The 15,932-nt window shown below is 54.6% G+C and carries 16 protein-coding genes; 13 read left to right on the top strand and 3 right to left on the bottom strand.

The annotated features are described in order from the left end of the window. Positions 1-27: 27 nt before the first annotated feature. From ACR0CA_RS16310 to ACR0CA_RS16270, 9 genes are read left to right on the top strand one after another with little or no spacing between them, the layout of a single operon-like run. Positions 28-1,035: a Bug family tripartite tricarboxylate transporter substrate binding protein gene (locus tag ACR0CA_RS16310; protein ID WP_480900267.1), complete on the top strand. Its 1,008-nt coding sequence runs from the start codon at positions 28-30 to the stop codon at positions 1,033-1,035. A gap of 57 nt (positions 1,036-1,092) precedes the next feature. After that, entirely contained in the window at positions 1,093-1,842 is a 750-nt protein-coding gene (locus ACR0CA_RS16305; RefSeq protein WP_480900265.1) for a hypothetical protein, read from the top strand. Between the two features lie 4 nt (positions 1,843-1,846). After that, positions 1,847-3,358 carry a tripartite tricarboxylate transporter permease gene (locus ACR0CA_RS16300; RefSeq protein ID WP_170775447.1) on the top strand — a complete coding sequence of 504 codons (1,512 nt, stop codon included), beginning with the start codon at positions 1,847-1,849 and terminating at the stop codon, positions 3,356-3,358. Next, the gene (locus tag ACR0CA_RS16295) at positions 3,358-3,645 is read left to right on the top strand and encodes a putative quinol monooxygenase (protein ID WP_170775449.1); all 288 of its coding nucleotides are present in this window, start codon (positions 3,358-3,360) and stop codon (positions 3,643-3,645) included. The genes ACR0CA_RS16300 and ACR0CA_RS16295 overlap by 1 nt, the downstream gene beginning before the upstream one ends. Beyond that, positions 3,642-4,439, top strand: coding sequence for an N-acyl homoserine lactonase family protein (locus ACR0CA_RS16290; protein ID WP_480900262.1), 798 nt, complete (start codon positions 3,642-3,644; stop codon positions 4,437-4,439). Before ACR0CA_RS16295 ends, ACR0CA_RS16290 begins: the two co-directional genes overlap by 4 nt. Continuing rightward, a complete protein-coding gene (gene otnK / locus ACR0CA_RS16285) occupies positions 4,436-5,713 on the top strand; it encodes a 3-oxo-tetronate kinase (RefSeq protein WP_480900260.1) in 1,278 nt (425 codons plus the stop codon). The genes ACR0CA_RS16290 and otnK overlap by 4 nt, the downstream gene beginning before the upstream one ends. Next, positions 5,710-6,351 carry a 3-oxo-tetronate 4-phosphate decarboxylase gene (gene otnC / locus ACR0CA_RS16280; protein ID WP_480900258.1) on the top strand — a complete coding sequence of 214 codons (642 nt, stop codon included), beginning with the start codon at positions 5,710-5,712 and terminating at the stop codon, positions 6,349-6,351. Before otnK ends, otnC begins: the two co-directional genes overlap by 4 nt. A 6-nt stretch (positions 6,352-6,357) precedes the next feature. After that, a complete protein-coding gene (gene rraA, locus ACR0CA_RS16275; protein ID WP_480900257.1) occupies positions 6,358-6,831 on the top strand; it encodes a ribonuclease E activity regulator RraA in 474 nt (157 codons plus the stop codon). Beyond that, positions 6,777-7,883, top strand: coding sequence for an AbrB family transcriptional regulator (locus ACR0CA_RS16270; RefSeq protein ID WP_480900255.1), 1,107 nt, complete (start codon positions 6,777-6,779; stop codon positions 7,881-7,883). The genes rraA and ACR0CA_RS16270 overlap by 55 nt, the downstream gene beginning before the upstream one ends. 646 nt (positions 7,884-8,529) lie before the next feature. On the opposite strand, the gene ACR0CA_RS16265 is transcribed toward ACR0CA_RS16270, so the two are convergent. Continuing rightward, positions 8,530-9,672 (bottom strand): trimethylamine methyltransferase family protein, encoded by a 1,143-nt coding sequence (locus tag ACR0CA_RS16265; RefSeq protein WP_480900253.1) that lies wholly within the window; start codon positions 9,670-9,672, stop codon positions 8,530-8,532. Further along, positions 9,647-10,522 (bottom strand): LysR family transcriptional regulator, encoded by an 876-nt coding sequence (locus tag ACR0CA_RS16260; protein WP_480900251.1) that lies wholly within the window; start codon positions 10,520-10,522, stop codon positions 9,647-9,649. The genes ACR0CA_RS16265 and ACR0CA_RS16260 overlap by 26 nt, the downstream gene beginning before the upstream one ends. 105 nt (positions 10,523-10,627) lie before the next feature. On the opposite strand from ACR0CA_RS16260, the gene ACR0CA_RS16255 reads away from it, so the two are divergent. From ACR0CA_RS16255 to ACR0CA_RS16240, 4 genes are all read left to right on the top strand, one after another. After that, entirely contained in the window at positions 10,628-10,861 is a 234-nt protein-coding gene (locus ACR0CA_RS16255) for a hypothetical protein (RefSeq protein ID WP_170655455.1), read from the top strand. A gap of 76 nt (positions 10,862-10,937) precedes the next feature. Next, positions 10,938-11,786, top strand: coding sequence for an alpha/beta fold hydrolase (locus tag ACR0CA_RS16250; protein WP_480900249.1), 849 nt, complete (start codon positions 10,938-10,940; stop codon positions 11,784-11,786). A gap of 92 nt (positions 11,787-11,878) precedes the next feature. Further along, complete coding sequence (locus ACR0CA_RS16245; protein ID WP_480900347.1) at positions 11,879-12,640, top strand: aspartate/glutamate racemase family protein; 762 nt, start codon at positions 11,879-11,881, stop codon at positions 12,638-12,640. 153 nt (positions 12,641-12,793) lie between these two features. After that, positions 12,794-14,335, top strand: coding sequence for a phospholipase D-like domain-containing protein (locus ACR0CA_RS16240; protein ID WP_480900247.1), 1,542 nt, complete (start codon positions 12,794-12,796; stop codon positions 14,333-14,335). 59 nt (positions 14,336-14,394) lie between these two features. Here ACR0CA_RS16240 and ACR0CA_RS16235 read toward each other — a convergent pair whose 3' ends face one another. Further along, positions 14,395-15,735, bottom strand: coding sequence for a serine hydrolase domain-containing protein (locus ACR0CA_RS16235; RefSeq protein ID WP_480900245.1), 1,341 nt, complete (start codon positions 15,733-15,735; stop codon positions 14,395-14,397). Positions 15,736-15,932: the final 197 nt, after the last annotated feature.

The following is a 15,932-nucleotide window of genomic DNA, read 5'->3' as shown; positions in this document are numbered from 1 at the left end:
CGCAAAGTTGTTTGGGAGGACTTGGAAATGAAACGAAAACTAGGGCGGTTGGTGGCCGCGGCGGTGTTGGCGACCGGTATTACAGGGACGGCGTCTGCGCAGGACTACCCCTATCGTGATATCACCACAGCTGTGGTCTGGGGGGCCGGTGGCGGCACGGACACGATCAATCGAATGATCATGGCCGAAATGGAAAAACACCTTCCGGTCTCGATCAATGTTATCAATCAAACAGGTGGTGTCGCGGGTTCCAACGGTATGGTCTACGTCATGAACCAACCGGACGATGGCTACACATTGGTTGGTCTGTCAGAGTCAAACGTCACCGCTGCCGTGCAGGGTGGGTGGGATAAGAAATTCGACTTTTGGTATCCGTTTATTGTTGGCGGATCGCCTGATCTGATCTCGGTCCCGGCAGACAGCCCTTACAATACTCTGGAAGAACTGGTCGACGCCGCGAAAGCTGCTCCTGGCACTATTCCAGCGGCGGCTTCCGGCGCAGGTTCGATCCACCACTTGAACCTTCTGGCCATCGAAAAAGGGTCCGGTGCAGAATTCAAGTTTGTTCCATACAAAGGCTCAGCGCCAGGGCAGGAAGCAGCGATAGCGGGGGAAGTTGCGTTGGTTGTGACTTCACTGGCTGAACAGGCTCCGTTGATCGAAGGCGGTCAACTTAAACCGCTTGCTATGTTGACGCCCGAGGACGCGCAGATCGCAGGAGCAACAGTACCATCTGCCTTTGGCATTTATGACGGTCTCGACCGGTATTTGCCGCTCAAGCAGGCCATCGGGTTTGCTGTTCACAGTTCGGCCGGGGACGACGTAAAGGCCGCGCTTGGTGACGCCTTCGAGCAAGCGATTGCCTCCGACACCGTCGCTGAATGGGCCACTGCAAACAATTATGATGTCGGTGGTCAACACGGCGAAGAAGCTCAAGAGCTGTTTGCGAACCTCGAAGCTACCTTTGCCTATACCTTGCAAGATCTGGGCGCAGCGACCGTCGATCCGGCATCGCTGGGTATCGAGAAGCCATAATCCTATCACTTTTTCAAGGGCGCGTCTGATCGCGCCCTTTCCGACAAGAGGCAGGCAATGGACAAACCTGACGATACACTGCTCATGCGCGCGCGCGATTTCTGGGCATCGATTGGTCTGATAGCAATTTCCACTTTTTTCCTTTGGAAGTCGTCGGACATCCCGCTTTGGGGTGAAAACCGCGCAGGTGTAAATGGGTCTGATTGGTACAACTCGGCAGCAATTGTACCGCTGTTCATCTTCGGTGGATTGCTTGTCTTGTCCTTCGTGTTGCTGGCGATTTCGATCCGTTCAGGAGGAGCCCAACACGCGCTCAGTGCTTTAGGGGTCGGATGGGAAAAGTCGGAAGCCTATCGAGTTTCAACCATAGGCCTGATTCTTCTTGCATATGTCGTCGGGCTGGTTCCCAGAGTGGACTTCATTCTGTGCTCTGGGTTGCTGATCACGGCTTTGACTTACGGTTACTACGGGGGTCATGCGCGGCGTGCTTTGGTGGCTTGTATAGCAGTTGTCGTCGCCGGTTTGTTTGCGTTCGCCGTGTTTCCTGCTCAGGCGGATTGGAATGCACACGCTGATGATTGGTTCACACTGGCCTTGTGGGTGGCGTTAACACTAGTGGTATTGACCAAAGCGGCTTCCGAACGCGTTTTGCGGTTCGTTCCATTGGTGGCAATACTTGCCCCGCTCATCCTCGTTTGTGCGATGGCCTTTGTTTTCCGGCAGAACGTGCCCGCGCGCGGCGGGCTGATCTTCAAGCAAATCGAATACCACTACTACGTGACGCTTCGTCCGCTGTGGAAAGACTGACCGGATGGACTTTATCCTTTCGCAACTGGCTGGGTTTGGGACCGCATTCTTGGGCCTGGCAGTAGACCCGCTGACCTATCTGTATCTGATCGTTTCCGTGTTCCTGGGCATCACGTTCGGCGCATTGCCCGGCCTTACGGCAACCCTGGCTGTGACGATCCTGACGGGTTTCTTCGGCAACAAAATCCCGCTCGACTATTCGCTCATCGCTTTGCTCGGGGCCTATGTCGGCGCGATTTACGGCGGCTCATATCCGTCTATTTTGCTGAACATTCCGGGCACGGCAGCCAGCGCGGCGACGGCGATGGATGGCTACCCTCTGGCCAAAGCGGGTCGAGGGGGCGAAGCACTAGGGCTGACCACAACGGCCAGTTTCATTGGCACAGTTATCGGAACCATCACGCTTTTGATTTTTGTCTGGGCGCTGCTTTTGGTTTCAAAGAACATCGCAAGCCCAGAGAAAGCATTACTGGCCCTGTTCGGCATTTTGCTTTCTGGCACTTTGATGAGCGAAGACCTGGTGATTAAGGGATGGATCGCCGGTCTGATTGGGCTTGCGATGTCCATGGTGGGCCTCGACCCTCTGTTGTCTGAGCCGCGCTATACTTTCGGTTGGTCTTACCTGATGAGCGGGTTTCAGGTTGTGCCAGTTTTGATGGGGGCCTTTGCCATTCCCCAAATCATTGACGGTTTGAGGCACGTTGAGGCCGGGAAAGTTCTGGCCCTGAAAGGCCGCATACTTCCGAACCTACGCTCCATCCGACGCTACCTGCCCACCATTGGCCGGTCAGGAGTGATTGGAACTGGGGTAGGAGCGCTTCCTGGCGTCGGCGAAGATGTCGCCGGTTGGGTCAGCTACGGTGTTGGCAAGACCGTTTCTGCCGAGGGCGACAAGTTTGGAAAAGGGTCATTGGAAGGTCTGCTGTGCTCTGAAACAGCAAATAACGCCTGCATTGGGGGCGCGCTGATCCCGCTTTTGGTTTTGGGCATTCCCGGTTCACCACCCGCCGCGGCTTTGATGGGGGCTTTCAAGATCAACAACGTGATCCCAGGTCCGACAATAGACCCCGAGATCATTCTGCGCGTGGTTGCAATTTTAGTGCTGGCCTCCCTGACAATGTTCTTAATGGGCCTGTTCACTGCTCGGGTCTTTATTAAAATACTCGCCATCCCGCAGACCATCTTCTTGCCCGTCGTAATGGTTCTGACAACCATTGGGTCTTTCAGCGTTGGTGGTGGCATCAATGATCTCTACCTGATGCTTGGCGTCGGCGCGGTTGCCTATTTCATGAACCTGATGAAATACCCAATCGCGCCGTTGGTGATAGGCGTTATTCTGGGCAGCCTGTTTGACGAAACCTTCCGTCGGTCGCTGTTCCTGTCGGATGGGGATCTTTCGGTCTTCTTTTCTCGGCCTGGTGCGGCCATTCTGCTGGTGCTCAACATTGGTCTGATCCTCAGCCAACTGCCCTTCGCAAAGCGCGCTTTTTCACGTTTGAAAGGACTTTCTGTCTGATGTTTGTAGTCACTGTCACTTTCACTCTCAAACCCGGTAAGAGAAGCGCTTTCTTGCCGCTGATGGTAGAAAACGCTTCAACTTCTTTGCGTAGAGAACCCGGATGCCAGCAATTTGACGTATGTCTCGGCGACGATCCCGAGACAGTTTTTCTCTATGAGGTTTATGATGACAGCGCGGCGTTCTCTGCCCACCTAGAAAGCGCGCATTTTCAGTCCTTTGATACGGCAGTGGCTGATATGATCGCCACCAAGGTAGTTCACCAGTATTCCGAGGTCATCCGATGAACGATTGGGAAATCCATGCCGTGAAATACGCGGATCGCAACGCCCGGACGCGAGCTGATAGTTTCATCATCGATGATAATCATGACGCGCCTCATGCGATGGATTACTTCGTTTGGGTGCTAAAACGCGGCGACAAAGTCATTCTGGTCGATACTGGCTACGATTCCGATGAGGCCGCCGCCCGTGATCGTCCCATCGCGATGGATCCTCGCGAGGCGTTGCGGCCCTTAGGCATTGCGCCGGATGCGGTGACCGATGTCATCGTGACCCATCTTCACTATGATCACGCAGGGGGGCTGCATATGTTCCCAAACGCGAAGTTGCATATGCAGTCGGCGGAAATGGCCTTCGCCACCGGCCCTTGCATGTGCCATGACCACCTACGTGCGCCTTTCACGGCTGGCCATGTTTGCGAGGTCGTAAAGCGTCTCTATTCAGGCAAGGTCGTGTTCTACGATGGAGAGGCTGAGATTGCAGATGAGGTTACGGTGCACTGCATCGGTGGGCACTCGCGCGGGTTGCAATGCGTTCGCGTTAGAACGGCAGCCGGGTGGATGGTACTCGCCTCTGATGCCTCGCATTATTATGAGAATTTCATGGCCCGCAAAGCCTTTCCCATCGTCGTCGACCTGCAGGACATGATGGATGGCTTCAAGACACTCGAGAGGTTGGCCTCGCACCCTCGGCTTATCGTGCCCGGCCATGATCCACTTGTGCGTGAGGTTTTTCCTGTCGGTGCGGCACCGCATATCCATAGGCTGGATCCTGGTCCAACCAGGGACATCAAATTATGAAGATCGGCGTCATAGCGGACGACTTCACCGGTGCGAGCGACATTGCGAACACCTTGGCGAAGGGCGTTGAGCCGGAAGGTGGGTTACGAACAGCTCAATTTCCAGGTATTCCGACGACCCCAGCCAACGAAGAGATCGAAGCGGGCGTCATCTCGCTCAAGAGCCGCACTGCACCGGTCAAGGAAGCCGTTGCAGACAGTTTGAGTGCCTTGAGGTGGCTCGTGGACCAAGGATGCCAGCAGTTCATCTTCAAATATTGCTCGACATTCGATTCCACTAAAGAAGGAAACATCGGCCCCGTTGCGGAAGCACTGGCCAATGAACTGAGTGCGCAAAAGGTGGTTTTCTGTCCGGCCTTTCCCACCACGGGGCGTACCGTCTATCAAGGTCATCTTTTTGTGCTCGGCAAGCTGTTGCACGAGTCTGGGATGGAAAATCACCCTCTTACTCCGATGACGGACGCCAACATCAAGCGCTGGTTGCAGCATCAAACCGAAGAAGCGGTTGGATTGGCGTCAATTGACACAGTGAAGCAAGGGCCAGAGGCGATTTCTGATGGGTTGCAGAACGCAAACGAACGCTTTGTGATTGGTGATGCGATTTCGGACGAGGATTTGCTGGCCTGGGGCGAAGCTCTAAAGGATGCCAAGCTCATCACCGGGGGATCGGGTATAGCACTGGGGCTACCACGAAACTTCCTGAGAAAGGCTTCATCCAAAAGTACTGGCAAAGTGTTCACCGGTATCGCTGGGCCTGCCGCGATCCTTGCCGGGTCGTGCTCGGGTGCGACCCGAGAGCAGATTGATGTTCATGCGAAATCCCATCCGACGTTCGCCATTAACGTTCCGGGTGTCATGTCCGGGCATGTGACCACGCAGACGCTTCTGGATTTCTTTGAAACGCATCCGGGTCAGGCACCGCTCGCATATTCATCGGGAAGCCCGGATGATGTGCGGGCGATCCAAAACAAATATGGTCAGGAAGCTGTGGCGGAAAAGCTGGACAATCTCTTTGCTGAAACTGCCCAGGAACTTGTCCAAACGGGCTATAAGCGCCTTGTCGTTGCCGGAGGGGAGACGTCGGGAGCTGTCGCCAAGGTCGTATCTGAGGCACTGGGGTCTCCTGCCATGTCAATTGGGCCAGAGATCGACCCGGGCGTGCCAGTCCTGAGCATTGGAAAAACTGAACCTATTGCGCTGGCCCTAAAATCTGGAAACTTTGGCGCTCCGGACTTTTTTGCGAAAGCCCTCAGAATGATGGAGGCCGGCAAATGAGATCTGAAGAATTGGCTTTACGGCAGCAGATGTCGGAACTGTGTGCTTCGCTGTTTGCGCGTGGCTTTTCCGTCGGCACAGCGGGCAATGTCTCCGCGCGCCTTGATGACGGAATCCTCATGACGCCAACCAATTCCACCTTGGGTGATATCGACCCAGAGCGCATTGCCAAGATTGATTTGGATGGAAACCACGTTTCAGGAGACAAGCCGACCAAGGAAGTTTTTCTGCATCAAGCCTTCTATGAGACGAGGCCACAAGCTGGTGCAGTGGTGCATCTACATTCGACCTGGGCCACCGCTCTGTCGTGTTTGGAAGACACCGATCCCAATGACTGTATTCCGCCGCTTACACCATACGTGGTCATGCGCGTCGGCACGGTCAAACTGGTTCCATACGTCAAGCCGGGTGACCCGAAATCTGGTGATTTGATCTGCGAATTGGGCGGCGATTATAGTGCTGTTCTGCTGGCCAATCACGGACCTGTCGTATCGGGAAAGGACCTCTTCTCGGCGGTCTGTGCCGCAGAAGAGTTGGAAGAAACAGCCAAGCTGCTTGTGGCCTTGCGGGGCATGCCAACCCGGATGTTGGATGCAGCACAAGTCGCGGAACTCAAAGAGACTTTCGGAAGGATTTAAGCCATCATGAAAACCGCTGACCTTATCGATCACCATGCGTCAGAGCTTACACTTGTCCACCTACCGTTTCGGCAGTTCGGGACAAAACCGTTCTTTGCGGCGCAAATACAGACAGTGAAGTGCTTCGAAGATAACACGGAACTTAGGGCGCAACTGAAAACACCCGGTGAGGGGCGCGTTTTGGTTGTCGACGGCGGAGCATCAACGCGAATTGCAATCCTTGGCGATATGTTGGCTGATCTTGCAATCCAAAATGGATGGGCTGGTCTTATCATGAATGCCGCAGTTCGAGACAGTGCCGAAATCAATCAAATGGACACTCTGGTATTCGCCTTAGCGACCAGTCCCGTCAAAAGCGCGAAACGTGGATGGGGCGTAATCGGGGAGCCGGTGACTTTCGGTGGGGTTAAATTCCATCCTGGTGATTGGGTTTATGGCGATGCGGACGGCGTGTTGCACAGCACGAAGCGTTTGGTCTGATTTCAAGTTTAGCCAAGTTCTCACAGCATGGCGCTATCATAGTCACGGCAGCTGTTGCTGGCTGGCTTGTATCGCTCACAGGCATTCCACTGGGGTGGATGATAGGGTCAATGTTGGTGACCATCGCCGGGTCGTTGAAGCAGTTTCCTGTTAAACTACCGGGCCCTATGTTGGACCTGGTAAGAGCAACTGTCGGTGTGATGTTAGGAGCATCCTTTACGCACGAGTTGCTTTCCTCTTTTGGTGCTTGGTGGGTGTCATTGGCCTTCTTACTGTTAGCCCTTGGAATAATGTACGTCCTTGGTTTCTACCTTTTACGACGTATTTCGCGATTTGATGCATTGACAGCTTCTCTGTGCGCAATGCCGGGTGGCATTGCCGAAATGGTGTTGCTGTCCGAGCAAAAGGGTGCGGATCAGGCTCGTGTCGCTATCGTTCATGCGTTGCGCATTGCATTAGCAATTTTGCTGATTCCGGTACTAATCAACCTGATTGCAGACTTCGAAGTCATTCCACCCGAAGCGCAAACACAGCTGGCTTCGATCACGTTCACCGATTGGGTTTGGATCATCGGTTGCATCGTTGTGGGAATGCTAGCACGGGGTAGGGTGAAGCTGCCGGCACCTATTGTGGTAGTGCCGATGATATTCAGCGCGGCCGTTCACTTGCTGGGATGGACAGAATTCGAGATCCCGGTTTCTGTGACTGCGTTGGTACAGGTCTTCATAGGCATTAATGTTGGTGCACGCTTTTCCGGAGTGCCCATCAAAGCTCTGATCGCAGCTCTAGGTGCAGCGGCCATGGTTGTCGCTCTCCAGATTTCTGTGGCCTTCTCAGGCGCACTGGCTGTTGCGAACGTGTTGGAGGCAGACCCGGTCGCACTTGTCTTAGCATATTCACCTGGAGGCTTGGCGGAGATGTCAATCATCGCGGTGAGCGTTGGTCGAGATGTTGCTTTCGTCGGCGTGCATCATATTTTTAGGGTCTTGGCGGCGCTTGTTTTGGCGCCTGTCCTCGTAGCGGCTCTGTCAAAGCGGGATATCGAGCATTGAAGAATCCGATGAAGTTCACTCGCTAAGCAATCGATGCCGCCTTTGCCGCAAAAGCTTGTATGTCGCCAAAATACAAGTTGGCTGACTGGAGAAGGCCAACCGAGCCGCGCTACATTGAAAGGGATCTACCACAACCTCGCAATTGAGTTGTGTTGTTCGGTTTTGGGTTGAATTATTCCAGGTGAAATGCACTTTTGATTGAGTTTTGGTGCGTTCAAGTTGATCGAGCTACGCTAAGTCAATCGACAATTGAGCGCGTATGGTGAACCGTGCAAACTTATGGGCAAATCGTGCAAACTTATGCGCAAATGCTGTGCAATATTATGGGCGAAGACACCCAGATTTTCTGAATAAAATCAATGATAGGAATGCAGCGTTATGCGCGTCCCTACAGGATGTGTGGGTTTGCGCACAACACTTCTCGCATCCAATATGTCTGCGTAGTTTGCCCAAGATTTTGCGCTGCGCGATTGTCTGCCTTGGCGATGAATGCAATCAATTTTTGGCGAAATCGTTGCGGCTATGGCCCTTTGCGTTGCTCAATCCCGCAACGGGGCTTCCTAGGGAAACTTAAACTATCACGCAGGGTCTGCGATGCGCACAACCCGGACTTTTCTAAGTATGACGAACGGCTCACAGCCGTCGTTCAGAAGTATCCTGATGAATGACGAATTTGGAGATTTGAGAGCTGCGCCTCTAGGATCGCCTCATCAGAATTGAACTTCTCAACACCGACAGTCCGCCCAAACTCCAGCCAACCCGCCGCATGCAGGATCAGGTCGGCCCTTCCCATAAAAGATGCTCCGAAGGCGCTGGCACCTTCATATCCAGCCTGAGCGTCATTGATCTTAGAAGAAGTGACCAATCCGTCGCCACGGCAGGGGACCCCAAGTCGACGCACCAGCTGGCAACCGGCCAATTGGGCGAGGTGAGATTCTGGTGTTCCAAAGATCGGGCCCATGAACTGCATCGAAAACGGGGTTGCGAAGATCCCGCCGACCACTGGCGCCCCAGGGCGATAGATTTGCGTCAAAGCCAGCCCTACCATGATTTCCGCAAGCCCCTGCGCCAGCGCCCCGGCAACGGTCACCGGCGCCGTGGCCCCCATCATCATGTAAGAGGCAACAAGGCTCGCCTGACCCAATTCGGCCGACGCACGCAGGCAGCGCAGCGGATTGACCTGAAAGAACAACGGGGGCGTCAGGTTGATCAGGTGAAGCAACCGACAGTCTTCGTCCGTATCCTTGACGCCAGCCGCGCTGGCAACCTCGCGCAGCGCGTCTTCGGACAGGATGGTGCCCATCATCGGCTTGTTCGAAAGCGCCAGATGGGCGCGGGCGAGCTCCATGTAGGGCACGAGCGCGTTCCCGTCGTGGGCGATGCAAAGCTGAAAGCCGGTGCTGTCGATTGCCGACGAAGCATCGCACAAGCGCACGAGTTCGCGGTAGTCCTCGAGCGTGCCCTGGCGAATGGTGTCGTTCGCGTGCCGGACATTCGGAGGGCCATAGAAGGGGACAACCACCGGGCGGTCGCCTCCGACTGTGACCGAAGCCGCTTCGGTCTTTCCTTGCCAGATAAAGGAGGCGGGCGCACGCGCAATCAGACCGCGCAGACGGTCAGCGTCGATACGAACACGCTCGCCTTCGATCCGTGCCCCGACCGACGCCATGGCGTTGAGGCTGCCGGGATCCCCCTGCAACTCAACCCCGATTTCATCGAGAATTTGGGCTGCCTGTGCTTCGATAGAGGCCAGGGCTGGTTCGTCAAGCAACGCGTAGGGGAATTGCATTTCTGACCTCACGGGAGATTTCCTGGATGAGCGCCTTGACTGCATCATTCCGGTTCTTGGGGCGAGTTCGCGCGACATAGGCGATGGAAGGCGGCTCGGGGAACACATCTTCGACAACTTCCAGGTCAGACGACAGGTGCAGCCCGTTCATCAGCGCGACCCCCAACCCCGAGCGCACGGAGGACAGGATGCCCGACGCACTGGGGCATTCGAAGACCGTTTCAAACCGTTGCCCACCTCGCGCCCCTTCGGCACTGGCCCAATGCTTGTAGAAACAGTTGCTATCAAAGGCGAGAAACGGAACCGGGACCGACAAGTCCAGCGGAAGGTCATGAGATTTGATCCAATGCAACTGGTCTTCATAGAGAACCAGATCGTCAGGGTGCACATCACGGCTGAAGACCTGCATGACCGCAACGTCGATTTCACCGGCCTCCAGCCAATCTGCGAGGGTCAGGCTCTGGCTGATCCGTGTGCGCACTTGGGTTTCCGGGTGCAGTCGGGTGAAGCGACCTAAAATACGAGCCACGTCGCCACCCGTTGTGTCTTCGGTCATGCCCAGTTGTATCGTGCCCTTGAGTGGTTTCTTGCCCAACGCAGCCAGCGCTTCGTCATGCAGATCCATCATGCGCTGTGCATATCCCAGCAACCGCTCACCCGCTTCAGTAAATAGCGGCCCGCCTGCACGGCGCGCCAAAAGATCGCAATCCAGCGCCGTTTCCAGCCGCCTGATCTTGTGGCTAACCGCCGGTTGCGACAGCGCAAGATGTTCGGCCGCGCGGGTAACGCCCCCATGAGACGAGATTGCCAGAAGCGCCCGCAGGCCATCTATTTCCAATCGTTCAGCCATGACACAGCTCCATTCTAATTTTTTATTGATTCATGACAATCATTCATTGGATAGATTGATTGCTCTGAAACTACAATCGGGGAAAGTCAGAAAACGGATTGAAGTATGACAACCGATGCAAACAAATCGCTTGAGTGGGGCGGAGCTCTTCTGTCTATCGCATATTCCCTGCTCATCGCGTCCAACACTGGATACGAGGTGCTTTCCTTCGTGTTTTTCCTGTTGTCGGCGCTGCTGCTTTTCACCCTTGCGGTGCGCAAGCAGATGTGGGGCTGGACGACGATGCAGGGCTTCTACATCGCCGCCGGCGCCTACGGCATTTTTGCCTGGAGCGTATGACCGTTCCTGCGCTCCCTTTCCTTGAAATCATCCCGGAATAGCTGCCCGACCAGCCCACCAAAGCAGGAGAAAAACCATGACCCAACTTGTTGACCGACACTGTGTGATAAACGGAAACCGCATCGCCCACGGCGTCCATGGTGAAGGCGATCCCGTGGTCCTCATCCACGGCACTCCGTCCTCGTCCTGGATCTGGCGCAACATTCTGCCTTCGCTGGTCGAGGCCGGGTACAAGGTGCATGTATTCGACCTTCTCGGGTATGGTTTGTCGGAACGTCCACGCGACCCGAACATCGACACCTCGGTCACTGGGCAGGTTCCGATCCTTGAAGGGCTGCTCGACATCTGGGGGCTGGATAACCTGCATGTCATCGCACATGATATCGGTGGTGGTATCGCCCAGCGGTTCGCCATCCAATCCCCTGAGCGTGTCCGCACGCTGACCATGATCGACGTGGTGAGCTATGACAGCTGGCCCTCGAAGCGTACCCATGAACAGATGCAAGCGGGTCTTGAGAAGCTGATCAAGGCGCCGGATGCAGAACACCGTGAGCATTTCCGGGAATGGCTCTATTCGACAGTGCAGAACAAGAAACGTCTCGCCGAGACCTCGATGGAAACCTACCTCGATTTCATCTGTGGTCCCGTAGGACAGGGCAGTTTCTTTCAGCATCAGGTTATGCACTACGACCCCAAGCATACCGATGAGGTTGCACCGCGCTACGCCGAACTCGGTGAGCGTCCGGTCCAATTGATCTGGGGCGCGGATGACGCCTGGCAGGTGGTTGCGTGGGCCCATAAGCTGAACAACGCCATCCCCGGCTCGGAACTTCATGTGCTCGAGAACTGCGGCCACTTCTCGATGGAAGACCAGCCCGAGAAGATCTCGGCCCTGCTGGTCGACTTCCTCGAACGCAACAGCTGATCAGACTGAGGTGGGTCGACTGTATGTTGGCCCGCCCAAATGCCTAACACGAAAAGGCCCAACTAAGTGCTTTATGCACCCCGTGACCCGGCATCAAAGATATCCGCGCGCGTCAGAACCATGTGGGCTATGGGATGGGCCTTGGCGTCATACTTCTGGACGATGCCTATCCGGGCTTCCCCGGTGACGTGCGAAACCCAAGCGCGTTTCCCTTTCCGATCCAATACGACATCGCCACGGACGTCAGCAACAAGGCCTTGGTTTGGGATCTGGACAAAACACCAGTACGCGCGCCGATCATTGCATCCGCAAAGCGGTTGGAAAAATACGGGTGCCGCGCCATTGCCGCGGAATGTGGGTACTTTGCCTATTTCCAGCAGGAGGTGGCCAACGCCGTTAGCGTGCCGGTGTTCACGTCCAGCCTGCTGCAGGTGCCATTTGCCCAGACCCTCATAGGCAGCAGTAAGAAGGTGGCAATCCTGTGTGCTCAACGCCGCTTCCTGACGGATCGCCACCTTGAGGCTGTCGGAATTGATCCGAATTCCAATCTAATCATTGGCGGCGCCCAGGACGAGCTGGGGGTGACCGAGTTCGACAAACTCTGGGATCCGGAAAAACGCCCGCAAGAGCCGTACGCACGTTACGAAGCCTGCGAAATACAGATGGTCGAAGCGACAAAGGCACTTGTGGCACGTGATCCGAACATTGGCGCCATCATCTATGAGTGCACAGGAATGCAACCGTTTAGCCGTGCCGCACAGCGCGAGGTGGGTCTACCTATCTTCGACTGGGGAACCTTACTACACTATGCCTACTCGGCCGTCGTTTCTCGCGACTACTACGGTCACGTTTGATAGTGCTCGTTAAGGTGCATGGTCGGTCAATTCCATAGCTGACAAACTTTGGTGCTCAGCCTGTTGCTCCAACCTAAACTCTTGAAAAACTATCTGTCGATAGGCCAATCTCAGCTGCAAGAACAATCCGAAGTGCCACCTATGGATCCCCGAATGCGGCTGATCAGAACATGTTTGATTTTGGTAGCGGTGATCGCAGTGACCATAATGGGGTTACGATTGACGTTTCCGCTTCCTGAAGAAAACTTTTCTGAGCCAACGCTTAAGGAAGATGCCGATTGGGACGGGCCATTAGGTGCAACAATAAAAAATGCACTTGAGCGTAACCCCGGGCTCGACGGTGTAAGGCCTTTGGGCAATGGACGCGCAGCTTTTGCGGCACGGGCGATCCTCGCGAGAGAAGCGACATCCTCAATCGATGCTCAGTATTACATTTGGCAAGATGACGTTACCGGCCTAATGCTTCTCGAGGAGCTTAGGGTAGCAGCAGAGCGTGGTGTGCGCGTCAGATTGTTGGTCGACGATAACGGCATTTCCGGATTGGATGATTTGCTCGCCGAACTGAACGCTCTGCCACATGCAAATGTACGCATTTTCAATCCGTTCACTTTGAGGAACCCAAAACTTCTGTCCTATGCATTTGACTTTGGGCGGCTGAACCGGCGGATGCACAACAAGTCAATGTCTGTGGACGGGGTCGCCACGATAGTTGGGGGACGCAACATTGGTGACATCTATTTCGACTACGGGGCGGGAACGCACTACCTGGATGTAGACGCGATAGCTATCGGCCCGATTGTGGATGAGGTGTCGCAATCCTTCGACGCATATTGGAATAGTGCCTCCGCGTATGACGCTGGGCTCTTTTTGGAAACTCCGGCGGAAAAAAGCCTTAAAGCAAAGGCAGACGCCGCGCGCCAGACTGCGGTTGGCGCAGGCTATCAAAGGGCAATTCAGGATAACGAACTGGCCGACCGGATAGCAGCACATGATCTGAAGTTCGAGTGGAGCGAAGTCACTCTTTTTGTCGACGACCCGTCAAAAGGTTTGGGCGAAGTCGAAAGTGAAGACCTGATTGTCGAACAACTTATCGAGTTCGCCAAAACCTCTCAAATCTCATTGGACTTGGTCTCTGCGTATTTCATTCCGGGGGAAAGAGGCGCGGAGGTTCTGGAAGGGTTGGCAAAGTCCGGAGTGAAGGTCCGCATTCTGACCAACTCATTGGATGCCACGGATGTGATGCCGGTTCACGCAGCGTATATGCGATACAGAGAAGGCTTGCTGAACAGCGGTGTAGAGTTGCTAGAGCTTCGAGCCTTGCGGCGTGAACATCGCGAGCGCAGCCTGCCCGAGATGCTGGCCGGGTCGGCCTCCGGTTTACACGCAAAAGTCTTCGGATCGGATGGAGAACGGATCTTCATAGGCTCTTACAACCTCGATCCAAGGTCTGCGCGGCTGAATACAGAAATGGGCCTTATGATCGAAAGCCCAACTATAACTCAGGCACTTGCAGAACAATTGAACCGGCCTGAGTTTTCTTATCGCGTCGAACTCAACGACAGCGGCGAGATGATATGGCTGCAAGAAGAGCAGGATGGGACAGTCACCGTTCATACCGCAGACCCGCAAACCACCGGTTTACAGCGTGCCCTGACGGCCGTGGTCAGGTGGCTGCCGGTCGAATGGATGCTCTAGTCACCAAACGACCAACAATACATTGGGTCACAGCCAAAGACACCAGTGCGTGATCCGACTTACAGAGAATTCACAATGGCTCTGGCGTAGGCTTCCATGTCGATACTGGCACCTCCGGTTGCGTACCAAACCATGACGGCATCTTTTCCTGGCGAGACATAAATTCCTTGGCCATTCATCCCACTTTTGTAGAAATCGCCATCGGCAAAAACGGCATCCCATTGGTATGCGTTTGCCATTGGTTGTTCACGGAATGCGTCAGAAAGGTGCGGGCCAAGCGTTCCCTTCATGTAGTTTTCAGCGACACCCGCTGTTTGGATCGTGTCGATCATCTTTTCAGATACAATGCGGTCTGACGCTGTCTTGTCCCAGCTTGGCGTGTAGAGCAGACCAAGCTTTGCCATGTCGATCAAGCGGCTGCTGATCAGACCGTGTATTATGCCGTTTCCTTGAGGTGACAGCGCAAGGGTGGCATCGCCAGTCATTCCAGCTTTGCTCCAGACCCGCTCCGTGATCGCTTCACCAAGTCGCTGGTTCGTAACGGATTCAATAACAAGACCAAGCATTTGTGTGTTTGCAGAAGAGTATTCGAAGGCCTCAGCCGGTTCCCGCAGCTTGGGTATAGCAAAAAGGGCTTCGTTATGCGTTTGAAGGACGCCTGCTTCGTTCGGAACACCAACCTCAGCCCTGACAAAACGCCCATATGGCGTATCGCCTTTGCGCGAGAGGGGGTTCTCTTCCAGATCCAACCCAGACTGCATGTTAAGGACGTCGATGATCTTTATGTTCTCCCAAGCTGTTCCCTCGGTGCCACCGACATAATTGCCAACCGTTTTCTGAACGTCGATCTTACCCTCATCTTCCAATTGACCGATCAGCAAGCTCGAAAGGATCTTTGCATTGGACATCCAGACGTGGTTGTCCGTCCGTCGCATTCCTGGGTAAACCTCGTAAGCAATTTCACCGTTGTGAAGAACCATAACGCCCTGCACCGTGGAATCGTCGGCATTAATCATCTCGTCAAGCGAGACAGCCTTTTCATCAGCGCCTGGGACACTCGTGGCACCTATGGCATCGTTAAGGTTTGCCGCAAGCATCGCGACGGCCCCGTCGCGGCGAATAACCGAACTTGGCAGGAACTCGGCGAGGTTCATGTACGAAAACGCCCCGGCTTCGGTAATGTCGAGGAACTTCTGCAAATTCCATTCAGAGCTCAGGTCGTAGGCTTGCTTGGCTGTGTAACCATTCCTCAGGTCGCGGATGGAAAAATCTTCTCGCGGCGTTGCGTATGGGTCGTCTTCAGCATGTACAGGAGAAGTTCCAAGGCTTTGCATAATCAAACCTCCAATAAGCGCAAAAACTGGAAAATTGGACTTTGAAAGTAACGAAGTGTTTGGCATCGCAGTACCGCTCCAAATGAGTTGCAACTAAAGTACGGCCGCAGTCGGCTTGTCAAAATCTGGTTTTCAAAGAACTGAACATCTTAGTTTTACGAGGCAAAGCATAGTCCGTTTTCTCGGGAATTCGAGATTAACTGCCGTTCTATGCTGCCTGGTGAAAGTCCAACGTTGTTTCCAATGCAGGCATTCTGCGAATT

Source organism: Ruegeria sp. F12, assembly GCF_056533885.1.
This window is presented reverse-complemented; position numbering and strand designations above follow the sequence as displayed.